This is a genomic window from Vibrio cincinnatiensis DSM 19608, from assembly GCF_900167345.1.
Taxonomy (GTDB): domain Bacteria; phylum Pseudomonadota; class Gammaproteobacteria; order Enterobacterales; family Vibrionaceae; genus Vibrio; species Vibrio cincinnatiensis.
In genome coordinates, this window is record NZ_FUXB01000004.1 from 268,066 (window position 1) to 291,673 (window position 23,608).

Genomic DNA, 23,608 nt, shown 5'->3' on the forward strand with positions numbered 1-23,608 from the left:
CCTATTCTTGAATAACGACCATATTATCACGATGGATCACTTCAGCTCCGTAGTCATAGCCAAGAATCTCAATGATCATTTTACTGTGTTTACCCGCAATTTGAGCTAAATCACGACTTGAATAAGCACTGATGCCTCGAGCGATTAAATGATGATGTTGATCTTTTACTCGAATCACTTCCCCTCGAGCAAATTGCCCCTCAACTCGAACTACCCCTTTCGCTAATAAACTACTGCCGTTCTCCAGTAGTGCATTGGCTGCGCCAAGGTCAATAATAATATCACCAGAAGCCGCAGGGCCAGCCAATATCCAGCGCTTACGGTTTTCCAATGCCTCTTCCAATGCTAAGAATCGTGTACCTTGCGGTTGCTCACTTAAGGAGTCAAAAATAACATTCTGAGCTCGGCCCGCCGCAATGATCACTTCAATTCCCGCTCGGCGAGCAATATCAGCCGCTTGCAGTTTGGTCGCCATACCACCAGTACCGAGTGTGGTACCACTGCCACCTGCAATTTTTCTCAAGGTGTCATCAATGGTTTTGACTTCTTTGATCAATTCAGCATTCGGATCTTTACGCGGATCAGCCGTAAATAAACCTTTTTGATCCGTCAACAATAACAGCTTATCCGCACCACATAAAATCCCAACCAAAGCCGAAAGGTTATCATTATCACCGACTTTGATTTCATTGGTGGCCACCGCATCATTTTCATTAACGATAGGAATAATATCGTTATTCACTAACGCATTGATGGTGTCACGGGCATTAAGAAAGCGTTCTCTGTCTTCTAAATCGGCTCTGGTCAATAGCATTTGCCCGATTTTAATTCCATACAGAGCAAAAAGAGACTCCCATGCTTGAATCAACTGACTTTGACCGACCGCTGCCAAGAGCTGTTTGCTGGAAATCGCATGGGGTAAAGCTGGATAACCGAGGTGCTCTCGACCCGCCGCAATGGCTCCCGATGAGACAATCACTACTTTGTGGCCTTGTTTTCTGAGCTCAGCACATTGGCGAACTAACTCCACCATATGTGCGCGGTCAAGTGCCAAAGTACCACCCGTTAATACACTGGTACCTAACTTTACTACCACTGTTTGTGGCGTGATTTGGCATGGTTGATTCGTTGTCATGATTTCTTCTGCAATGAAAAACATTAAGAGGTGATGTTTTAGCAATCAAGCGCTGGTTGTACAAGAGGAAAAAGAGGCTAAACCGCCTCTTTTTTTACTCTCTCATTCATCTTGGCATTAATCTAAGCAAATTCGACAGATTGTTGGTGCAAAGAGAGGGTTAATAAGAAACGTTCTTGTAATGTTTGCCCGAGTTTTTGGTGAAACTCCTGCTGAGTTCTTACTACATCGCTCATCGCTTGCTCTGGGAGAGATGACACTTCCCAGTTTCCCGCCACATTATATCGACCAATCTGGTAGTTTGCTTCAAACCCGGAATCGGTTTCGGTCAGTTCCATCCACCACCCCCAAAATTCACGCTTCTCAGGGGATTTTTTATCGTTAATACAAACAGCCAAACAATCAAAAAGGTAGACACCTTCTTGACATTGCCCTTCTCGTAAATAAGGGCCAATGGCTTTCAATACTGAAAGTAAACGATGGTGTGTTGGGGTCTTTGCCACGTCTGACATTTTGTCTCTCCATGTTTAGAATGCCGATTCATTATAATAATCATACATTTAAAAAATGCATGGCATTCACTTTTAACTAATTAATGATAAAAGTCATCCACAGAGTTGCTCTTCTAGCCACTTTATTGCTAAATCGAGGGATTGCTCATATCCTCGTGTAATACTTTCACTTTTTACTCGCTTTGATTGCCCACCTTGGCTAAATGTCGCAATCAGGTGATTATCACTGGCTGGTGACACAGGATCCCCTTCCATCGATAGCGCTAAAATAGGCACTTTTATCCGTCGAGTACCCAATATCCCCTGAACTTTCAACGACCATGCCATTAACTGAGTAGATAAACTATTAATGTCTACCACATTCTTACCCAGCCTCGAGGCTAAAACATCTAAGTACATTTTTGACATTAATTTCATTTTAGTTTGCGAAACCAACACATCATGCACAGGGGCCCCAATAGAAACACACGCCTTAATCTTGTCTGATTCTAAAAAAGACAACCGCACCATAGCATTACCACCAAATCGAAATCCGACTAATCCGACTCGATGATGATCAACCCAAGGCAACGTCGATAATTGATTCAATACCGCTTGATGCAGGCAGGAGGAGTCTTGAGTCAATGGCCAATGGTGGCTATGTCCGATAGAAGGCATGTCAATGGTTAACATGGCAATATTACGTTTGGCTAGGTAATCTCGAAATAATCGCCACATATCGGTTTGCAGACTGTCGAGCCCAGCACTCACCATCACAACCGGCTGTGGTTCATCCGTGTTAGATAAATGAAGATGCCCGAGAATTTTTTTACCTTGATATTCAAATTCTAATTCTTTGATGGTGTATTTAGTCAGCTCTGCCGCTCGTTTATAAGCTTCATTGGCTAACACTCTCGCCTGTAATGCCAAAGTGTCATTTTTTAAGTGTGGATAACCAGCAATACCATAGCAAAGTGCAGCGCTGAACATGCGTTCTGCCGCCGAATCTCCGGATAACGCTTCACTCTGTTTATGATAACGAGAACCTAATCGGATCCATTCATAGGTCCAGTTACCGCTGTGGTAACCTATCACGGTATCGAGCCATTTATCATGCGTTCTTGAATGTTGCGAAGAGGCGATATGTGCGAGCACTTCTTCTTGATCAATAGGATCGACGCCAAGCCAAGCCCACTGTAACCGACGTAAATTTCGATACCAAGCAAAGGGATCGCTTTCCCTTTTTTGCTCAAGAAACTCATGGCTGCTCGGCATGTATTGTGTCAAAGTGGACGTTTCTTTGGCTTGTTTATGTTTTTGGAATAACGTCTCAGAAAGGTTGATACTGCTTGATTCAGACATAATACATCTCGTTAGTAAGGCATTGAGCTTTCATAGTAATCAAAAAAATGGCCCTTTGCAGGGCCATTTTCTCATTCTTAGTGAAAAGTTGTGACAGATAAAAAATTCTATTACTTCTGTTTACGATTCACTGGCTCAACATAAGAGAGGGCCATATCCCAAGGTTGCTCAATCCAAGTATCTTGTTCAATATCAACGATATATTCATCAACTAAATCTTTACCCGCAGGTTTTGCACAAACCGTAACGAATTTCGCCTTCGGATACATTTGACGAATCTGACGAGCGGTGTCGCCACTGTCCACCAAATCATCAACAATTAAGAAACCTTCGCCATCATGCTCTGGGGCTTTTAAGATACTCATATCACGTTGATGATCATGATCATAACTGGATATGCATACCGTATCGACATAGCGGATACCTAATTCACGGGCTAGAATTGCTGCCGGAACAAGGCCACCTCGGCTGACACCTAGGATTCCCTTCCACTGTTCTGCAGGCATTTGGCGCTGTGCAAGTTCACGACAAAATTTCTGCATATTGTCCCAAGTGATAACGAATTTTTTACTCATTGTAATTAAACCTAATTGTTTGGAAATTGGGTATGTTTACGCCTCAAGAATAAATTTAATAATAAATATCGCCGCCATCGCCCAGACACTGAGCGAAACATGACGACCTTTACCACTCAGTAGTTTAATCAGAGCGTAAGAAATAAATCCTAGTGCAATCCCTTCTGCGATAGAGAAAGTTAGCGGCATTAGTAAACAGGTTACCACCGTTGGTGCCGCTTCAGTCAAATCACGCCAATCAATGCTCACAAGACCAGAAAGCATTAAGATAGCCACATAAAAAAGTGCACCAGCGGTTGCATAAGCGGGGATCATTCCCGCTAATGGCGCAAAGAATAATGCAAGAAGGAATAAAATGCCAACCACAACCGCCGTTAAACCAGTCCGCCCACCAGCGGCCACACCAGAAACACTTTCGACATAAGACGTGGTATTGGATGTTCCAAGTAATGCACCCACAGAAGTGGCCGTGGAATCGGCTAATAATGCACGGTTTAAGCGAGGAATTTTACCATCTTTACCAATAAACCCAGCTTTATTGGCAACGCCAACGAGTGTTCCCGCAGTATCAAAGAGGTCAACAAATAAAAAGGCAAAGACAACAGAAATCATACCGACTTCAAAAATGGCGGAGAAGTCTAATTGCATGAATGTCGGGGCAAGGCTTGGCGGTGTGGAAATAACGCCTCCCCAAGTCACATCACCAAAAACCAGACCCATCGCCGTAACCGCTAAAATAGCAATCATTACCGCCCCTTGCACTCCACGATGCACCAAAGCAATAGTGAAGAAGAAGCCGAGTGCACCTAACACGGCGGGTAACGAAGTAATCGCCCCCATAGAAACCAAAGTGGCTGGGTTATCTACAACAATACCGGCATTTTTCAACGCAATAAAAGCCAAAAAGAGACCAATACCCGCAGAGATACCCGTTCGTAACGACATTGGGATCGAGTTGATGATCCACTCTCGAATTTTAAACAAGCTCAATAAAACAAAGAGGATCCCTGAACAAAAGACAGCCGCCAGTGCGACTTGCCACGTATAACCCATGCCCAATACCACCACATAGGTAAAGAAGGCATTTAGCCCCATCCCCGGAGCCTGTGCAATAGGGTAATTGGCCACAAACCCCATAATAAAGCAGCCAATTGCGGCCGCTAAACACGTAGCAACAAATACCGCACCGCGATCCATCCCTGCATCCGAAAGAATCGCCGGGTTGACAAAAATAATGTAGGCCATTGTCAGGAATGTCGTGATCCCAGCAATGATCTCAGTGCGCACATTCGTGCCATATTCACTGAGTTTAAATAGTCTTTCCAGCATGTTCGAGTCCTAATAACAATAAAGTAAACGGTTGCGTAATCGATTGGTCGCTGATTATAAAGTTATCAAATCACAAATTCCATACGGAATTTGCGTCGAATTTTCAGAAACTCAGAAACATTTATGCACAGCTACACATAAAAAGTAGGTTCTTCGGCCAAAAAACAGCCAAAAAACCGCCATTCATAAATAAGCACAACCTCTCCCTTTTGCTTGGCTGCACATCAGGAAGGGGTTGTGAATCTTCGCGGAGTTAAACGGCGTGTTTAGGCATTCATCACCGTGTTTGGCAACCAAGTTACCAGATCAGGAAACAGCATACAGATCACCAGCACCACAAACTGCACCAGAATGAATGGCATCACCGATTTATACAGATCCATCATGGTCACCCCTTTCGGTGCAATACCTTTGAGATAGAACAGTGCGAACCCATAAGGCGGTGTTTGTACCGCAATCACGATGTTAAGAATCATCAACACGCCAAACCAGATCGGGTCGTAACCGAGTGCGACAGCAACCGGTGTAAAAATGGGGGCGCACATCAACACAATGATAAATTCATCGATAATGAAGCCCAGCAGCATCATGATGACTTGGAACATAATGATGATAACAATCGGAGGCAAATCGAGATTCTGGGTAAAGCCCGATACCATACCTTGAATTCCCATTAATAGATGGAAGTTACTGAACACCGACGCGCCTAAAATAATCCACATAGCAACACTCACCAGCATCGCCGTTTGCATGCCCGAGCGCATTAAGAGTTCCGGTTTGAAACGCTTAAACAAAATCGAGAGCAAAAGCGCGCCCATCACACCCAGCGCACCGGATTCGGTTGGTGTCGCAATTCCAGCAATGATGCTGCCGAGCACGACTACAATCAGCGCAAACGATGACGCGCCATCACGAATGGTTTTAAACAGCTCATAACCTTTGGGAATTTCGATATCATTGTCGATGTCCATCGGCGCACGTTCCGGACGCAGCTTACAGCTGATCACTACGTAGCTGATTAACAGCAAAATGGTGATCAACGCGGGCACCATCGCCCCAAGAAACATTTTTCCGACCGAGTTCTGAGTCGAAGAAGCAAACATTATTATTGGAATGCTTGGCGGAATCAAAATACCCAGCGATCCCCCCGCCATGATTACACCAAGTGCTAACTTTTTATCGTAACCGCGATCCAACATCGGTTTGAGAGCAATCGAGCTTGATGTCATGATACCCGCGCCGATGATCCCAACCATCGCGCCAATCATCGAACACACTCCGATCACGCTGATCGCCAGCGATCCGCGTACACGACCAATTACCAGTTGGCTGGCGTTGAACATCGCATTACCGATCCCTGAGCGCGTCAAAATCTGTCCCATGTAAATGTAAAGTGGGATAGCCAGCAGAATAAAATTGAAGAAAGTACTCTCGACCGTAGTTGGAATGATATTAAACAGCGATTCGCCCCACACCAGATAACCAACGCCCATCGCTATTCCACCCAGCGCCAAGCCTACCTGCGCCCCAAGCACGAACGCAATCAGAATACAACCCAACAAAACGAGGGTTAACATCTCAATTCCCATTTGGACTCTCCTTGTCAAAAATGGAATCCAGCTGGTCGCTATCAACCTTAAATGGCTGATCAATCAAATTAACATGCTGGTGAATCTCACCATTTAATTCGCGGCCTTTGATCAAAAAAAACAAATTAGCAATCAGTTCCGTGGAATATTGAGCAATAAAAACCCCTGCCGAAACCGTAATCATCAACCAGAAGTGATGCATGGCGGGTGCCCATTCACTCTGGGTCTTGTAGTTGAATTCAAGGCTTTCGATAAACATACCACCACAAGTTTTAACCATGACAACCAGAAACCCCATCGCCAAAATGCTCGTCAGTACATCAAAAATGCGTCTGGTTTTTTCCGATACTTTGGCGTGAATAATATCGACGTTAATGTGCGCTTCGCGTTGCTGAGCATACGCGCCGCCTAATGCCGCAATGTAGCCAAACAGAAACAGCGATGTGTCGTAGCCCCAAATGGTCGGGCGGTTAAGTACGTAACGGGCAAACACTTCGTAAAACACAATCGCGGCAAGCACGGGAAGCAAATACGACACTGAGCGTCCAATAAGACTGACGACGTACTTCGTGAACTGGCAATACCTCAGTAAAATGGCTTCAAGCATAGAAATCTCCCTATAAAAAAACAGGTGAATCCAAACGGGTTCACCTGTGTCGTCCATCATTGTTGCTCGAGAATATCCACCAACTGTTTCGAGTACTTGTCTTCCGCTGCGTACTCTTTCGCCAGTGACATACCGGCGTCTTTCCACACTTTCAGATCCGCCTCTGAAGGTTGTGGACTCCATTGCAGACCTTTAGCTTCCATCTCAGACACAGCCTGAGATTCCCACAGTTTTGATTTTGACATCTGCTTCTGAGCGTGCGCCGCCGTTGCTGCTTTCACAATCGCCTGCAAGTCAGCCGGCAGTTTGTTCCACTCTTTCTTGTTGACGATAACAGGCAGCACTTGCGCGCCCGCCAGTGGCACTGGGTACATATATTTCGCCACTTCCACGTGATTACCATCGCGGTGGTCAATCATGTTCGAACCGATAGAACCATCGATGACGCCCGTCGCCAGCGAGGTATAGATTTCGCTCCACGCCAAAGACACCGGCGATGCACCCAGATTACGCAGAAACTTACCGTACGCGCCTGGCGCTCGAATCTTCAGGCCTTTGAAATCCGCAATCGAATTGATGGGTTGTTTGGTAATGATGTAAACCGGAGGCTGAATGTAGGGGTCCAACCACTCTAACCCTTGTGAGCCGTACGCCTGTTTAAGGACTTTTCCCCAGCCCCTGTCGTGGAACAGAGTGGTCAGTTCCGCCACATCCGACGTACCGCCCGGCAAGCCCACTTCCACCACACCGACAGGTAATTCACCAGCATGCATCGGTTGGAATGGAGCCCCCATAGTGATCAAGCCCGATTTCACCGCACTCAGAATGCCGCTGGTTCCGACACCTTCACCGGAATACAGCACCTGCACAGCGATGCGACCGTTAGACATCGTCTCGATGTTCTTCGCCAGATCTTCATACACTTCACCAAACGCAGTGCCACGTCCATATAAGTTCGCAAAACGCCAGTTGTATTGAGCGGCCATGGTTGCGGTTGAACACATCAGTAAACTCACCCCTGCAGCCGCGGCCATAAAAGCTTTCGCCAGTTTGGTTCCCTTAACACTTAACATAGAAGTCCCTCTTCCTGTATCGTTACACTTTTGTTGTGGATTTGTTTCCTAGTTCAATATGAAGAACGGAAAATGAATGCGATAGAGCCAGTGGCAAAGTTGTTATGGTACCAGTCAAACTCACCGCTCTGGTACCAACGTTAGTGACTAACTGGTACTCCGTACGCTCCGCTTTTGTGTCTAACATGCCATCATCAGCCTACAAAAGAGACACAAATATGGAGCACATTGTTAACAAAATCCTACTGAGTGCGACTTGCGAGGCCAGTGACGACACCATTGCCGTACTCAACCCGGCAACCGATGAAATACTGGCTTACATTCCTTCACTGGATACCCAAACCATCCACGAATTGATCACACGCTCAAAACAAGCGCAGCTTGCATGGCAAGAAAAAAGCGCCGCAGAGCGCGCCGTGATTCTTAATCGTTGGTACGACTTGATGTTGGATAACGTCGACGATCTCGCACGCATCATGACTCTAGAACAAGGTAAACCTCTGGCTGAAGCTAAAGGGGAAGTTATGTACGGCGCTGCATTCATTCAGTGGTTTGCAGAAGAGGGCAAGCGTACCTATGGCGATACCATTCCGTCACCGGCTGGCAATAAGCGTTTAATGACTGTGAAACAACCGATTGGGGTCGCGGCGGCAATTACACCATGGAACTTTCCGATTGCGATGATCACCCGCAAAGCCGCGCCAGCGCTAGCCGCCGGTTGCAGCTTCATCGTCAAACCTGCCAACCAAACACCATTGTCAGCTTATGCTACCGCCGAGTTGGCCTATCAAGCAGGCCTACCAAAAGATTTACTGATTGTGCTCAACAACCACTCATCTGTCGTGGTTGGCGATATTTTCTGTGCTCACAATGACATCAAAAAGCTCTCGTTCACCGGTTCGACCCAAGTCGGTCGTCAGTTGATTACTCAATGTGCTGGCACAATTAAACGGACGTCAATGGAACTGGGCGGCAACGCACCGTTTATCGTATTTGATGACGCCGACATCGACGCCGCGGTACAAGGTGCGATTGCCTCGAAGTTCCGCAACGCCGGTCAAACGTGCGTGTGCGCCAACCGCTTCTATGTGCAAGATGCCGTCTACGATGAGTTCGTAACCAAATTTGTCGTCGCCGTTGCCGATCTAAAAATGGGCAATGGTTTGGAACCGGGCGTCAACATTGGTCCACTGATTGATATTAAGGCCAAAAACAGCGTGCTGGGCTACATTGATACCGCCGTTGAACAAGGTGCTAGCATTGCGCTAGGCGGTAAATCCGCTGGTGGACTATTTATAGAACCTACCGTGCTCACCAACGTCACGCAAGAGATGGACATTGTCCAAACCGAACTGTTTGGACCAATCGCTCCGATTGTCCGTTTCACCCATGACGAAGAACTGGTGGCCTTCGCCAACGACACCATTTATGGCCTCGCCAGCTACTTCTACACCACCAATATTCACCGCGCATTCCACATCGCCGAAAAGCTGGAATACGGCATGGTTGGCATTAACGAAGGCCTGATTTCCAATGAAGTTGCGCCTTTTGGTGGCGTAAAACAGTCTGGCTTTGGCCGTGAAGGCGCCAAACAAGGTATCGACGAATACCTCAATATCAAATACCTCTGCTTTGGTGGCTTTTAAGCTGCCGAACGTCACCACTAGGACACGCAAACATGACAAATACGGAATGGCAAACTCGCAAGGAAAAAGTCATCGCAAAAGGCATGGCTAACCTCGCACCAATTTACGCAGCAAAAGCAGAAAACGCGCTGATCACCGACATTGAAGGCAAACAGTACATCGATTTTGCCGCCGGTATTGCGGTTAACAACACCGGTCATTCGCACCCACGCATCGTCGCGGCGGTAAAAGAGCAGCTCGAGCAGTTCAGTCACACTTGTTCAATGGTGACACCTTACACCAGCTTTGTGGAACTGGCGGAGAGCGTGGTTGAGATAGCACCGGGAGATTTCGAGAAGAAAGCTGCCTTTGTCACCACGGGCGCGGAAGCGGTAGAAAATGCAATCAAATTTGCGCGTGCATACACGGGGCGCAGCGGCATTATCGCCTTTAAAGGCGGTTTTCATGGCCGTACCAACTTGTGTATGGGCCTGACGGGCAAAATCGCACCGTACAAAATCGGCTTTGGTCCGTTCCCGAACGAAATCTATCACGTACCGTATCCCAATGCATACCACGGCATCAGCGAAGCGCAGAGCCTCAACGCGATTCAGGATCTGTTTGCCTGCGACATCGAACCCTCACGAGTTGCCGCGATCATTTTTGAACCGATTCAGGGCGAAGGCGGTTTCTACCAAGCGCCAAATGCTTGGGTCAGCGCGCTTCGTAAACTGTGTGACCAACACGGTATCGTGATGATCTGTGATGAGATCCAAACGGGTTTTGCTCGAACTGGCAAGCTGTTTGCTTGTGAATACTTTGATGCCAAACCGGATCTGATCACCATGGCGAAAGGCATTGCTGGCGGCTTCCCACTGTCAGGCGTCGTCGGTAAAGCGGAGATCATGGATTCAGCGGCTCCGGGCGGTATTGGCGGCACATATGCCGGTTCCCCACTAGCCTGCCGCGCTGCGTTGGAAGTCATTAAGATCATCAAAGATGAAAACTTATGTGAGAAAGCGCAACACGTTGGTCTGCAATTTAAAGAAAGTTTGATCGAAATGCAGAAGGAAATCCCCAAAATCAGCGATATCCGCCAAGTTGGTGCAATGATTGCGATTGAACTTAATGATCCAACCACTGGTCAGCCACTTGCAGACCTGACCAAACAATTGGTGTTAAAGTGTCATCACCAAGGCGTGATTTTGCTCTCATGTGGAGTAAAGGCAAACGTGATTCGTTTCCTTCCCCCACTGACTATCGAGTCAGAGCTGATCACAAAAGGCCTAGATATTATAAAAATGGAACTGCTGTCGCTAATCTGACCGTCAACGATTCCTTGAACAGATGTGCAGTGATGTGCATCTGTTTTCTCTTCCTCTTCGTTGATACTCATCAAACGCGACTGCTTGATGTGCAGGAAAGCTATGCTGTATCAATTTATTCATATCGACCCCCAAGATTCGCGCACGCTACAAGATCAAATCAAAAGCGATATAGCGAAAGCCATCTTTGCCGGATTTGTTCCCAAACAAACCAGCATTATGTCATCCCGTCGTCTGGCAGAAAAACTCAAAGTGTCACGCAATACCATTTTGCGGGTCTATGAACAGCTCGCCGAAGAAGGTGTATTGGTGCCGATTGAACGTAAAGGCTATTACGTCAATCCACAGTTGGAACTGGGCTCGCCAGCGGCCAACCAAGACCGGTCTTTCCTCGCCAGTAGCAGTGGTTTGGATTGGTTTAACTACCTCAATGCCGAACACTCCTGTACGGATATAGTGGTCAAAGATCTCAATGATTACCCATATTTGTTCGTCAATGGCATCGTCGATGAAGACCTGTTTCCTGTATCGGAATGGCGCAAATGCAGCATTCAATCGCTGAACAAAAGCAACCACCGCAGTTGGACTTCCGATGATCACGATTACGAGGATCTGATCGAGCAAATCCGTACTCGTGTACTCCCCAAACGCGGTATTTTTGTCTCCAAAGACAACATCGCCATTACGCTAGGTTGCCAAAACAGCCTCTATTATTTAAGCAAACTGCTGATCACCAAACAGAGCACGGTCGCTATAGAAAACCCCGGTTATCCGGAAGCATTACATCAATTTCAGGCTCGGCGAGCCAACGTATTGCCGATCGAAGTCGACCAACAAGGTTTAGTCATCGATGAACGTCTTGCTGATTGCCATGTGGTATACACCACACCGAGCAATCAGTTTCCCACCACGGTACGCATGTCGCCGGAGCGGCGACATGCTTTGATTACCCAAGCCGAACAGCACGATTTTCTGATCATCGAAGATGATTTTGAGCACGACGTCAGCTTTATCGAGAATAGTTGCCCACCGCTACGCTGCGAATACCACAGCGAGCGCATCATTTATATCTCCAGTTTTACCTCCAGCATCGCTCCGGGGCTACGCATCGGTTTCATCGTTGCCGCCGAGCCGCTGATCGCGCAGATCAAATCGCTCCAAGTACGCACTCATAGCCTGCCGCCGAAAAGTAACTGCCAAACACTCGCTCTGTTTCTCAGCCTAGGCTATTACGATGTACTGGCGCAAAAGCTGCTCAAGCGCTACCGCGACAAGTGGCTAACAATGGAAAAAGCGATGAACTACTATTTTCCGCAATCTGGAGTGGTAGCTTCATTGGCGGGAACGGCATTTTGGATCGAATACAAACAGGGATTTGATGCTGAACGCTTTGAACGACTAGCGGAAGAACAAGGTATTTTGATCAACAACGGCGCCAAGTACTATTGTTGTGACCATAAGAACAATAGTTTTCGGCTCAGCTTTCAGTCGATCCGAACCGAGAATATTCGAGAAGGCATCAAACAGCTGGCTCGCATCGCCAAACAGATCTTACCCAATGAACGGTTGGAAGAGTGCGAATCTCCACCACTCAATGGCCAGCAAATTCGCGCATTATTGACCAACCAGACACTGCTAACCAAAGACTGCTTTAACATCCCCTACCGCATTACGTTGCAAGCCGATGGCAAACTAATCGGCATTTCTGAGCGCCCTAACGACGTGGATGAAGGCTACTGGTGGGTCAAGAACGACAAGTTTGTCTATCAGTGGCGCAAATGGCAATTTTCTGATGTCCGTTACATCACGATCGTTTACGAGCACGGTGAGATCAAACGGTTTGATGAGGAAGGTTACTTTATTGGCGAAGCGAAGTTCAACCGATGATCATCACGTATTTCCAGATCGCAGGCATAAAAAAACGCCACCTAACGGTAGGTGGCGGTGAATTATACTAATCAAATGTGATTAAAAATAAATTCCAATATAGGGGTGAACAAAACCGTTCAAGATCCAAACTTAAGTTTAGTAACCAAAGCTTGATGGGTATGTAAAGTTGCCAGTAAATACAGCGTTATTTTTCCAGAACATTACAGACGATAAACCTTTATTCATAACTATCACCATTAAAATCAAACACTATTCATTGATTTCTCGGTTCCTTGGAGGCGATAAATCGGACTCATCCTTTGAGCATTTTCTCTTCACTGATGAAGCTGGTTATAAATATACCACTAAGAAATTTTATTACAACAAGTTTCGTGATTGAAGTCACATAAAAATATAAAAATGATCTACATCTCATTTATTTGGTAATTAAATTACAAAATGGTCAGTATGTTTAAAAGGACTATCTCCACTTCACCTATCCTTGCAGCAGACTGAAACGGGTGTTGTCTTTTAGGTGAGCGGCTTTTTTGTAATCGCAAACAAAAACAGAATTGATCCATAAAGGCGCTACTCCCACTAGGGACATAGTGGTATGCTGTTTCTCATCACTATGTTATCACCCGAATTCAGTCTATTAATCTAATAATAGAATAAGAAACCTAATGTTCACCGGGAAAATCACATAAAAGGAGTCTCCTGTGTCTGAGTTCCATTCTGAAATCAGCAAATTATCACCAAGCCCCGTATGGCAGTTTTTCGATAAAATATGCTCTATTCCTCACCCATCTAAACATGAAGAGGCCTTAGCTCAATTCATTGTTGATTGGGCAACAAACCAAGGACTAAACGTTCGTCGAGATCCGACGGGCAATGTGTTTATCACAAAACCAGCCACCTTAGGTATGGAGCATAAAAAAGGAGTCGTACTCCAAGCTCACATCGATATGGTGCCTCAAAAAAATGAAGATACCGTTCATGATTTCACCCAAGATCCTATTCAACCTTATATTGATGGGGAATGGGTAACCGCCAAAGGAACCACATTAGGGGCGGATAACGGTATCGGTATGGCGACTTGTTTGGCCGTTCTTGCCTCAAATGATATCAAGCATGGCCCTCTTGAAGTGCTATTAACTATCGATGAAGAAGCCGGCATGACAGGGGCATTTGGCCTACAAGCGGGCTGGTTGGAAGGGGATATTCTACTGAATACAGATTCAGAACAAGAAGGTGAAGTTTATATGGGTTGCGCTGGCGGTGTCGATGCAGCCCTTAGTTTTGATATTCAACGAGAAGATCAACCCGCAGGTTTTGTGACCCGTCAACTGACCCTTAAAGGGCTAAAAGGTGGTCACTCAGGCTGCGATATTCACACTGGCCGAGGTAATGCCAATAAACTGTTGATCCGCTTCCTTTCTGAACATGCACAAGCATTGGATCTTCGTTTGATTGAATTTCGAGGCGGCAGTTTGCGCAATGCGATCCCTCGTGAAGCATTTGTAACGGTGGCACTGCCTGCTGAGAAGGTGAGCCAATTGGATAAACAGTTCACCACCTATAGTGAACTCTTAAAGACCGAATTAGGTAAAGTTGAAACAGATATCATCATATTCAACAAAGCCGTTGATACCACTTATCCAATCTTTACTCTGCACAGTCAGCAACGTTTCATTGCCGCACTCAATGCCTGCCCTAATGGGGTGATTCGTATGAGTGACGAGATTGACGGTGTGGTAGAAACCTCATTGAATGTGGGAGTCATCACCACAGAAGAGAGCCAAGTGAAAGTACTCTGCCTGATTCGTTCACTGATTGATTCCGGTCGCAGCCAAGTACAAAGCATGTTGTCTTCAATCGCAGAACTCGCAGCAGCACACATTACTTTCTCTGGAGGCTATCCAGGGTGGAAGCCCGACGCCGACTCAGAAATCATGCACATTTTCCGAGATATATACCAAGATCTCTACGGACATAAACCCAACATCATGGTCATTCATGCAGGGCTCGAGTGTGGATTGTTCAAAAAACCCTATCCAGAAATGGATATGCTCTCTTTTGGGCCAACCATTAAATTCCCTCACTCACCGGATGAAAAAGTGAAAATTGATACCGTTGCCTTATTCTGGGAACAAATGATCGCTTTACTGGAAAATATCCCTGCCAAAGCTTAAAGATAAAAGCTAGACTAGATAGGCTTGAAAGAAAACTCAAGCCTATTACTGTTTTTTATCGATACGAAAAATTTTATTCATTAGCGATACCCTCGGTCTGCTGCTAGAGTTCGCGTCCTTGAATTTCCCCTGAGTTATTCACCCGACTCGATTCAAGCGATGACTGAATAAAGAATATATCGGAGAAGGCGATGACTTCTTGATATAAACCAATTCCAACATCGTATCTACTATGCTCAACAAAAATGAAATTACCATGAATGAAAAAATCATTGTCGGATGGCGTGAAATATTAAGCCTTCCAGGGTTAGGTATTGAGAAAATAAAAGCCAAAATCGATACCGGAGCTCGAACTTCCTGTCTCCATGCTTTTAAGATGGAGACGTTCCATAAAGAAGAGGCTCTCTGGGTTCGTTTTTGGATTCATCCGCTGCAAAATAATTCCGATAAAATTGCAGTATGTGAAGCAAAAGTGATCGATGAGCGTATTGTACGAGATTCAGGGGGACATGAAGAATCACGCTATGTGATTGAATCAGAGATTTCTCTTGGTGGGCAAACTTGGCCTATTGAGATCACGCTGACCAATCGTGAGAACATGGTATTTCGAATGCTGTTAGGCCGAACGGCGATGCATCATCGAATTATGGTTGATCCTACTCAATCTTTTTTAATCCCTTTCGAGGAGTCGAAATAATGAAAATTGGTATTCTGTCGCGTAATGCTTCACTGTATTCCACTAAACGTTTGATTGAAGCATGTAAACAACGCGGGCATGAAGTCAAAGTCATTGATGCTTTACGCTGTTATATGAATATCAATTCAGAACAACCGGAGATCCATTTCAAAGGAGAAGAACTGGCCGGCTTTGATGCGGTAATCCCTCGTATTGGAGCTTCCGTCACCTTCTACGGGACAGCGGTTCTACGTCAATTTGAAATGATGGGAGTCTATCCAGCCAATGAATCGGTGGCTATTAGCCGTTCTCGAGATAAATTACGTTCAATGCAATTGTTATCTCGTAAGGGGATTGGAATGCCGATCACGGGGTTTGCGAGCAAACCCGATGACGTAAAAGACCTACTCGATATGGTAGGCGGCGCCCCCGTTGTGATCAAATTACTTGAAGGCACGCAAGGCATCGGTGTAGTGTTAGCAGAGACCCGTAAAGCAGCAGAAAGTGTCATTGAAGCCTTTATGGGGCTAAAAGCCAATATTATGGTTCAGGAATATATCAAAGAAGCGGGCGGTGCTGATATTCGTTGTTTTGTGATTGGAGATAAAGTGATCGCAGCGATGAAACGCCAAGGTGCAGAAGGCGAGTTTCGATCAAATTTACACCGTGGTGGAACAGCATCTCTGGTAAAAATCACCCCTCAGGAACGCAAAACGGCGATTGAGGCAGCGAAAATAATGGGACTCAATGTTGCTGGTGTCGATTTACTTCGATCTGAACGTGGCCCTCTGGTGATGGAAGTCAATTCCTCTCCCGGCCTTGAAGGTATTGAAGCAGCAACAGGCAAAGACATCGCAGGAATGATTGTCGAATTTATTGAAAAAAATGCAGCCAGTAAAAGGACAAAAACACGTGGCAAAGGCTAATCGTAACCAAGCTTATCCATTTTTGGGGGAAGCGATTCCCCCAGCAAGCAAACGAGTCATCGAACTTGAAGCGGCCAAACTCTATACTCACTCTCCACTCTCCATCCCCATTGAAATTATTAATGGTGCTTTCGCCGGACCAGTACTCATGGTCAATGCTGCGATTCACGGTGATGAACTTAACGGCGTCGAAATTGTACGCCAACTGATTAATACGATTGATCCGAATAAACTAAGAGGAACGCTAATCACAGTTCCGATCGTTAACGTATTTGGCTTCATCCATAAATCCCGTTATTTACCAGACAGACGAGATCTCAACCGCTGCTTTCCTGGTAGTGAAAAAGGGTCATTGGCCTCTCGAATGGCTCACACTTTTTTCTCTCAAGTTGCCCTTAATTGTGATTACATTATTGATTTACATACAGGGGCTATTCATCGAACCAATCTGCCACAAATTCGAGCCGATCTCAGCAACCCTGAAACCCTGCGTATCGCCCAAGCCTTTGCTACTCCGGTAATTCTTGATTCTCCATTACGCAATGGTTCACTGCGCAGCGAAGCGGAAAAAGCAGGAATAACCGTCTTAACTTATGAAGCGGGTGAAGCACTACGCTTTGAACCCATAGCCATTAACGCTGGCATCGTTGGGGTAAAACGAGTGATGCAAGCTGTCGGTATGCTGCGCCCTAGTCGCAAAAAAACACCAAGTTCAGTCATTGCTAAATCCACCAGTTGGCAACGTGCTGAAGCCGATGGCATCTTACGAACCGTTGTCTCTTTGGGTGACAAAGTAGAGAAAGGGCAAACCCTTGCTTATATCAACTCTCCACTTGGTAATGTAGAAGTAGAAATTACCGCAAATAAAGGAGGGATTGTCATTGGCCAGCAAACCTTACCACTGGTCAATGAAGGGGATGCGATTTTCCATCTGGCTTACTTCAGACAAAGTGATGACATGGTTGAGCAAGTTGTTGGTGATTTTATAGAAGAAGTCATCGAAACCGATTTAGAGCCACTAACCACCGGGCAAATCATGCCACCATCTCCAGCCTAGCTCCAAAGCCCTTGGTTTATCATCCAAGGGCTTTGTCAAATATTAAGCAAAAGAAGCCCAAATTACGGTTACAACTAATACAGGGCAAACAAAACGAACATAGCTCGGCCAGATTTTCGCAAATAAGCTCTGAGAAAACTCAGGGTAACCTTGTTGCAGCTCTTTAAATTTACCGTTACGGCTCCACACCCAACCACCAAACAGACAGAACAGTAATGCCGCGGTTGGTTGTAAATACTGAGTCGCTGCCATAGCTACAAGGCCAAACAAGCTCGCAAAATTATACACAATGATGATACTAAAAAATGCAATAATGCCACCAAGAACCCAACTGGTGCTGCCACGTGATGTATTCAAGCGTTCACTTACCAACGCAACTGGGCACTCAAGCATAGAGATAGATGAAGTTAATGCCGCAATGGTGAGCAATAAAAAGAAGACCATTGCGAACAGTTGACCAAACATTCCTAAGCTATCAAACATCATGGGTAATACGGTAAACACTAAAGTATCTGAGCTAAGTAGTGAGCCATCCTGCGCATAAATTTCAACACCTTTATTCATCGCCACAAACATCGCGGGCATAACCACAAGGCCTGCAATAAAGGCCACGCTAGTATCCACCAAAGTGACATTCATCGCCATTTTAGGTAAGTTTTCTTTCTTGCTTAAGTAAGAACCGTAAATCAACATGGAACAGCCACCAATCGTCAAGGAGAAGAAACCTTGCCCCATTGCCGCTAGAATTAACTTTCTATCCAATACTTTTTCAAAATCAGGGATCAGATAATGCTTTAACCCCTCCATCGCTCCTTGCTGCATCATGATGTAAATAAACAAAATACCAAATAATACAAATAGCGCTGGCATCAAACGAGTTGACCACTTTTCAATGCCCTGCTTAACCCCACCTCGGACGATCAAAATCGTCAGAAAATAGAAGATAAGTGTACCGAATAGGTTTCGTTCAACAGAAAAGCCTTTCAGCCAGAGGCTTGCCGCTTCAATCCCCAATAAATCAGTAAAGGTAGCCAGTAAGAAACAAATGATCCATCCGCCGACAATACTATAAAACGCAAGCACCGCACTAGGAACGCTAAGTCCAACCCAACCAACCAAAGCTCCTGCTTTTTTCCCAAGGGAATGAGACGTTAATGAACGCATACTATCAACAGGGTTTGCTTGCCCTGAACGGCCGATTGCCATTTCGACCACCAACATAGGGAAAGCAACGATAAAGATCAGGATCAAGTAAACCAGTAGAAAAGCGCCACCACCATTGCTGGCCGCTTGAGTAGGGAAACCCCAAATATTACCAAGCCCAACCGCAGCCCCCGCCGCCGCCAGAATAAATCCAAGACGTGAGCCAAATGTTTCACGAGAACTATTTTGTGCCATAACCACTCACACACCATCAAACTAGTAGGCTAGTACAATAATAGAAATAAATTGATTTCACAATCACTAATAGAACACTTTGCTAACAGAATCGAGAAAAGCCAGCATATTCTCTATTTTTAGTGACGTAGGAGTGTTGAGATGCTGAAAAAACCATCAAAAAGAATAAAAAGTTGAAGCATCCAATGGTAAGAAGAAAAGAGAATGACATTATCTAATAGAACAAATGACCAATAATGGAGAAAGCCCAACCGTTTCTTCCGGTTGGGCTTTTTTAATCTCTCTTACTTAAGTAAGACGGGAAAATTTTGTAATTGAGGGATTTTCTGGTGAAGCGCCTGTTCTTGCTGCTTTATCTGATCGAATAAAAGACATAATGATCTCGCTTCTTGTTCAGCATCTTGCGCATATCCTTGTAATCGTTGTTCAAGTTGAACTTTCAATTTAGTCATTTGATCAGCAAGTTCGGTTAAATTAATCCCTCCCTCTTGCTGCATTTTTTGGCTCAATGCAGTAAATGCCCCTGTAAAAAATTCTTGGCTAACGAATCCTTTTGCTTGCTCAAATTCTTTTTCCCACTCTTGATGCATGGATGAAAAACTATGAGCAGGAAAGATCCACTCCTCATTTTGATAGTAACGAGCTTCAATACTCCCCACCAAAGAGTGGATGGTCTGTTTAACATTATTAAATGCTTGCGGCGTATTTAGGGAAAGGGCCATGTCATCCAATAGCTCATCAACCACCGCTAACTTATTCCTGGCTAACTGCTGAAGTTCCGGTAATAGCGCTTGAATCTGTTCTCGATAAGAAGCTAATGCGGCCTGCTGATCTGCCGTTAATGTTAACTTTTTTCCGGCGATAGAAAGTTGGTTTTCCTCATCCAGTATTACTTGCTCATCAGCGGAAGTATGAATTTCTATCTGTGATTTTTTGATGTGCAGTTCATTTTGAACGTCCACCGGACACTGGAAAGCCCACAAAGCAGGGCTAAACAACAAACCGAGTATTAACAATGATTTATTCATAATTTATCCAAAAACTATTTTCGATAACCATATCGAAAAGATCATATAAATAAGTTAGCCTTTTGTCATTTTATGGTGCTAAGTAAAAAAACTTAATTGCTGGAAAGGTTGTATAGGTTTTAGCATCACGTGCAAGCCTAGTAAGCGGATCTCTCTCCCCTTTTGCCGTTTGAGCACTTCCATTAATAAGGTTTTAAAATCTTCTAATTCGAGCTGAGAGCGCCCATGCTCGATGGTCGTCAGCTGAAAATCAGCAAATTTTACTTTAATACCTTGCTTGATGATTGCCCGATGAGAAGAAGCTCGGCTCAGTCTTATATCCAATTCAGGATATAAGCGCTGCTCGATAGCCTCCCAACATTGATCATAGGTGACAATGTTTTCACTAAAAGTACGTTCAACTCCCACCGACTTACGTTCACGCTCAGTGATCACTTCTCGGTTATCAATACCATGGCTTTTCTTCCATAAGGAAGCACCTAGGCGGCCAAAACGGCGTAACAACTCACGATAATCGGTATTTTTAATATCTTCGCACAGAAAAAAACCGGCCTGATTAAGCTTTTCCAAGCTAACTTTACCTACTCCAGGAATTTTTCCTAACGGGAGTTTATCCACGACGCCCTGCACTTCATCAGGGGTGACCACATACATACCATTAGGTTTATTCATATCAGAAGCAACCTTAGCTAAAAACTTAATAGGGGCAACACCAGCCGATGCCGTCAGTTGGAGCTCATTCCAGATATCTCGGCGAATCGCCTCTGCAATGAGAGTCGCACTACCATGACACGCAGTGGCATTCGTGACATCAAGAAAAGCTTCATCAAGCGATAGAGGTTCGATGATGTCGGTATAACGATAAAAAATAGCATGAATTTGGCGAGAAACAGATTTGTAGACAGGCATACGACCCGGCACTACCAAAAGATGGGGGCACAATTTGATTGCCTGTGCCGTTGGCATTGCCGAGCGAAGGCCAAACTTACGCGCCTCATAGTTACAAGTACTGAGAACACCACGCTGCTTTTCATGCCCACCAACGGCAATGGGGCGCCCACAATAGTCAGGATTATCCCGCATTTCAACAGCAGCATAAAAACAGTCCATATCAATATGGATAATCTTTCTGATCAGCTCTGACATTTGCCACTCAAGCACTGTTTAAAAACACAGTATCAAGTATATAAGCGTTTACAGCTTTTGCAAAGCCAGATAAAAAACGCTATTTGCGTAGCATCACATCGAGTTGATCGACTAGCTCCGACCAATCTGCATCTTCTTCAATCGCTTGGCGTAAAAAGTTCGCCTGAGCATCATTCCAAAAATTCGCTTTGTACAGAGGAGTTGAGTCTCGTTGATGGCGATGAGTCTCGATAAAATACTCAATTTCATTTGATGAACTACCGAGCCCTAACTGCTCAAATAATTCACTCATCCTATGGTAATGAAGTTCCATAACACCTCCCAAAAGGGTGAACACTCTTTGAGTATAGTGCCTGATACCGATGGAATACCGTCATTGACACAAAAAATAACCCAGCCGAAGCTGGGCTACTTCTGATCAGAGTAGCGTATTATACAATACGATCTTTTTCCCAAGCAGCCATGCGCTCTGCACGCGCCGCTTCTCGGGCTTCACGCTTTTTACGCGCATCACAAGGCTCTGGACAATTACAGACTTTATCAATGCCAACAGCCCCTAGGCCACCACAACTACCTTTCACCACTTTCTTTTGAAAAATATAGCCCACTGCCATTGCCGCAATAACAGCAACAAAGATGGCAAAAGTCATTAGAAAAGTATTCATAATATCGACTCACTTATTCATTTAGCGATTGAGATAAGGTTTAAATGCACTGGAAACCCTTTCCTTAAAACCATCTTCTGTTTTTACAATCATCAATACTGGAATTTGATTTAACTCAGCAATCGCCATTCCTTTTTCCTCTCCCAGTACCATTAACCCTGTTGCTAACCCATCTGCTGTCATACTGGATTTATCCAACACGGTAACTGAAACGACATAATTATTAATTGGATAGCCCGTTTTAGGATCAATAATATGAGAATAACGCACACCATCACGTTCAAAATAATTACGATAATCCCCAGAGGTCGCTATCGCCATCTCTCCTGGTTCTATAATTTCTTGTACCGTTCGCTCTTCTGTCGCAGGTTTCTCTATTGCAATTCGCCAAGGAACGCCTTCTCGATTCAATCCTTTTAGACGAATTTCCCCACCGATTTCAACCATATAGTTCTCAACCCCTTGAGACTCTATATAATTGGCAATAACATCCACTCCCCAGCCTTTTGCAATTGTAGATAAATCCACATACAGATCAGGGATATCTTTACGCAGGGTATGCCCCTCAACAGATAAATGTACAATACCTGTTTTAGCTTTACGCTGTGCTAAAGCCTCCTCACTCGGTACGACATCTCGACGAGCTTCTGGGCCAAATCCCCATAGGTTAACTAATGGCCCAACCGTCACATCTAGTGCCCCAAGCGTTAGCTCATTCAATCGGATAGCCTCTTGCACTACTATCGCCGTCTGTTCAGAAACCGAGAAAGGATCATTACCTGAATAACGGTTAAACCGACTCAGCTCTGAGCTTTCACGATAAGTGGACATTTGATCATTCACTTCTTCTAACAAACGATCAATTTCGACTTGAAGTACTGACGATGACGGTATTCCAACCTGTTGAGTGTACTTAATATTATAAGTTGTCCCCATTGTTGGGCCAGATAAATGCACCAATTCAACCGACTTTTCACACCCAGATAACAGCAATAACGCAACTAATGTAAACAGCCACTTTTTCACTTTCTCATACCTCTTGCTAAAGTGACAAAAAATAGGTCTATTTTACAAAAACCAACACACCTATTTCCTCTCACAAACATCCATTTTGCTATAGCAGAAAAAGAATGGCTGACTCATCAGAGCCAGCCATCAACAGACGATTATTGTAAATTAACCACCGAAATCATCCAGCAGAATGTTTTCATCTTCCACACCCAAATCTTTCAACATACCAATCACGGCAGCATTCATCATCGGAGGACCACACATGTAAAATTCACAATCTTCAGGCGCATCATGATCTTTGAGATAGTGCTCATATAAGACATTGTGAATAAAACCGGTGTAACCATCCCAGTTATCTTCTGGCATGGGGTCTGATAAAGCACAGTGCCAAACAAAGTTCGGGTTCTCTGCCGCTAAGCCATCAAAGTCTTCCGTATAGAACATTTCACGCTTAGAGCGGGCACCGTACCAGAATGACATCTTACGTTTTGATTTCAAACGCTTAAGCTGGTCAAAGATGTGGGAACGC

22 protein-coding genes and 1 pseudogene are annotated in these 23,608 nt (G+C 45.0%); 7 read left to right on the forward strand and 16 right to left on the reverse strand.

From position 1 onward, the window contains the following. Position 1: 1 nt before the first annotated feature. From proB to B5D54_RS05520, 8 genes are all read right to left on the reverse strand, one after another. Positions 2 to 1,135 (reverse strand): glutamate 5-kinase, encoded by a 1,134-nt coding sequence (proB, locus tag B5D54_RS05485; protein ID WP_115174046.1) that lies wholly within the window; start codon positions 1,133 to 1,135, stop codon positions 2 to 4. 122 nt (positions 1,136 to 1,257) lie between these two features. After that, positions 1,258 to 1,647, reverse strand: coding sequence for a sigma factor-binding protein Crl (gene crl, locus B5D54_RS05490; protein ID WP_078925478.1), 390 nt, complete (start codon positions 1,645 to 1,647; stop codon positions 1,258 to 1,260). Positions 1,648 to 1,740: 93 nt separating this feature from the next. After that, positions 1,741 to 2,988 carry an esterase FrsA gene (frsA, locus tag B5D54_RS05495; RefSeq protein ID WP_078925481.1) on the reverse strand — a complete coding sequence of 416 codons (1,248 nt, stop codon included), beginning with the start codon at positions 2,986 to 2,988 and terminating at the stop codon, positions 1,741 to 1,743. A gap of 110 nt (positions 2,989 to 3,098) precedes the next feature. Beyond that, entirely contained in the window at positions 3,099 to 3,563 is a 465-nt protein-coding gene (gene gpt / locus B5D54_RS05500) for a xanthine phosphoribosyltransferase (RefSeq protein ID WP_078925483.1), read from the reverse strand. 36 nt (positions 3,564 to 3,599) lie between these two features. Next, positions 3,600 to 4,892 carry an NCS2 family permease gene (locus B5D54_RS05505; protein WP_078925485.1) on the reverse strand — a complete coding sequence of 431 codons (1,293 nt, stop codon included), beginning with the start codon at positions 4,890 to 4,892 and terminating at the stop codon, positions 3,600 to 3,602. A 266-nt stretch (positions 4,893 to 5,158) separates the two neighbouring features. Continuing rightward, on the reverse strand, positions 5,159 to 6,481 hold the full coding sequence (locus tag B5D54_RS05510; RefSeq protein ID WP_078925487.1) for a TRAP transporter large permease: 1,323 nt from the start codon (positions 6,479 to 6,481) through the stop codon (positions 5,159 to 5,161). After that, complete coding sequence (locus B5D54_RS05515; protein WP_078925489.1) at positions 6,471 to 7,088, reverse strand: TRAP transporter small permease subunit; 618 nt, start codon at positions 7,086 to 7,088, stop codon at positions 6,471 to 6,473. Before B5D54_RS05515 ends, B5D54_RS05510 begins: the two co-directional genes overlap by 11 nt. A 56-nt stretch (positions 7,089 to 7,144) precedes the next feature. Further along, positions 7,145 to 8,161, reverse strand: a complete 1,017-nt coding sequence (locus B5D54_RS05520) for a TRAP transporter substrate-binding protein (RefSeq protein WP_078925491.1) — start codon at positions 8,159 to 8,161, stop codon at positions 7,145 to 7,147. Positions 8,162 to 8,379: 218 nt separating this feature from the next. Between B5D54_RS05520 and B5D54_RS05525 the strand changes: the two genes are divergently transcribed. The 3 genes from B5D54_RS05525 (at position 8,380) to B5D54_RS05535 (ending at position 12,998) form a co-directional block, all read left to right on the forward strand. Beyond that, positions 8,380 to 9,807 (forward strand): NAD-dependent succinate-semialdehyde dehydrogenase, encoded by a 1,428-nt coding sequence (locus tag B5D54_RS05525; RefSeq protein ID WP_078925493.1) that lies wholly within the window; start codon positions 8,380 to 8,382, stop codon positions 9,805 to 9,807. Between the two features lie 32 nt (positions 9,808 to 9,839). Beyond that, on the forward strand, positions 9,840 to 11,111 hold the full coding sequence (gabT, locus tag B5D54_RS05530) for a 4-aminobutyrate--2-oxoglutarate transaminase (protein ID WP_078925495.1): 1,272 nt from the start codon (positions 9,840 to 9,842) through the stop codon (positions 11,109 to 11,111). Between the two features lie 102 nt (positions 11,112 to 11,213). Then, a complete protein-coding gene (locus tag B5D54_RS05535) occupies positions 11,214 to 12,998 on the forward strand; it encodes an aminotransferase-like domain-containing protein (RefSeq protein ID WP_078925497.1) in 1,785 nt (594 codons plus the stop codon). Positions 12,999 to 13,136: 138 nt separating this feature from the next. Here B5D54_RS05535 and vcdP read toward each other — a convergent pair whose 3' ends face one another. Further along, on the reverse strand, positions 13,137 to 13,238 hold the full coding sequence (gene vcdP, locus B5D54_RS17540) for a small protein VcdP (RefSeq protein WP_497012642.1): 102 nt from the start codon (positions 13,236 to 13,238) through the stop codon (positions 13,137 to 13,139). 461 nt (positions 13,239 to 13,699) lie between these two features. Here vcdP and B5D54_RS05540 point away from each other — a divergent pair, with 461 nt between their 5' ends. From B5D54_RS05540 to B5D54_RS05555, 4 genes are all read left to right on the forward strand, one after another. Beyond that, positions 13,700 to 15,172: an aminoacyl-histidine dipeptidase gene (locus tag B5D54_RS05540; RefSeq protein WP_078925499.1), complete on the forward strand. Its 1,473-nt coding sequence runs from the start codon at positions 13,700 to 13,702 to the stop codon at positions 15,170 to 15,172. A gap of 256 nt (positions 15,173 to 15,428) precedes the next feature. Beyond that, positions 15,429 to 15,869: an ATP-dependent zinc protease family protein gene (locus tag B5D54_RS05545; RefSeq protein ID WP_078925501.1), complete on the forward strand. Its 441-nt coding sequence runs from the start codon at positions 15,429 to 15,431 to the stop codon at positions 15,867 to 15,869. Then, positions 15,869 to 16,774 (forward strand): 30S ribosomal protein S6--L-glutamate ligase, encoded by a 906-nt coding sequence (rimK, locus tag B5D54_RS05550; protein WP_078925503.1) that lies wholly within the window; start codon positions 15,869 to 15,871, stop codon positions 16,772 to 16,774. Before B5D54_RS05545 ends, rimK begins: the two co-directional genes overlap by 1 nt. After that, positions 16,734 to 17,831: a succinylglutamate desuccinylase/aspartoacylase family protein gene (locus tag B5D54_RS05555; RefSeq protein ID WP_078925506.1), complete on the forward strand. Its 1,098-nt coding sequence runs from the start codon at positions 16,734 to 16,736 to the stop codon at positions 17,829 to 17,831. Before rimK ends, B5D54_RS05555 begins: the two co-directional genes overlap by 41 nt. A gap of 42 nt (positions 17,832 to 17,873) precedes the next feature. Here B5D54_RS05555 and B5D54_RS05560 read toward each other — a convergent pair whose 3' ends face one another. The 7 genes and pseudogenes from B5D54_RS05560 to B5D54_RS05590 form a co-directional block, all read right to left on the reverse strand. Then, positions 17,874 to 19,229 (reverse strand): sodium-dependent transporter, encoded by a 1,356-nt coding sequence (locus B5D54_RS05560; protein WP_078925508.1) that lies wholly within the window; start codon positions 19,227 to 19,229, stop codon positions 17,874 to 17,876. 284 nt (positions 19,230 to 19,513) lie between these two features. Next, a complete protein-coding gene (locus tag B5D54_RS05565) occupies positions 19,514 to 20,257 on the reverse strand; it encodes a DUF2884 family protein (protein WP_078925510.1) in 744 nt (247 codons plus the stop codon). A gap of 78 nt (positions 20,258 to 20,335) precedes the next feature. Beyond that, entirely contained in the window at positions 20,336 to 21,403 is a 1,068-nt protein-coding gene (gene dinB, locus B5D54_RS05570) for a DNA polymerase IV (RefSeq protein WP_078925513.1), read from the reverse strand. Between the two features lie 79 nt (positions 21,404 to 21,482). Beyond that, positions 21,483 to 21,716 carry a DUF2789 domain-containing protein gene (locus tag B5D54_RS05575; RefSeq protein ID WP_078925515.1) on the reverse strand — a complete coding sequence of 78 codons (234 nt, stop codon included), beginning with the start codon at positions 21,714 to 21,716 and terminating at the stop codon, positions 21,483 to 21,485. 118 nt (positions 21,717 to 21,834) lie between these two features. After that, a complete protein-coding gene (gene nqrM / locus B5D54_RS05580; RefSeq protein ID WP_078925518.1) occupies positions 21,835 to 22,068 on the reverse strand; it encodes a (Na+)-NQR maturation NqrM in 234 nt (77 codons plus the stop codon). Positions 22,069 to 22,089: 21 nt separating this feature from the next. After that, the gene (locus tag B5D54_RS05585) at positions 22,090 to 23,094 is read right to left on the reverse strand and encodes an FAD:protein FMN transferase (protein WP_078925521.1); all 1,005 of its coding nucleotides are present in this window, start codon (positions 23,092 to 23,094) and stop codon (positions 22,090 to 22,092) included. Between the two features lie 150 nt (positions 23,095 to 23,244). Beyond that, positions 23,245 to 23,608, reverse strand: a pseudogene (locus B5D54_RS05590) (NADH:ubiquinone reductase (Na(+)-transporting) subunit F); the annotation flags it as partial.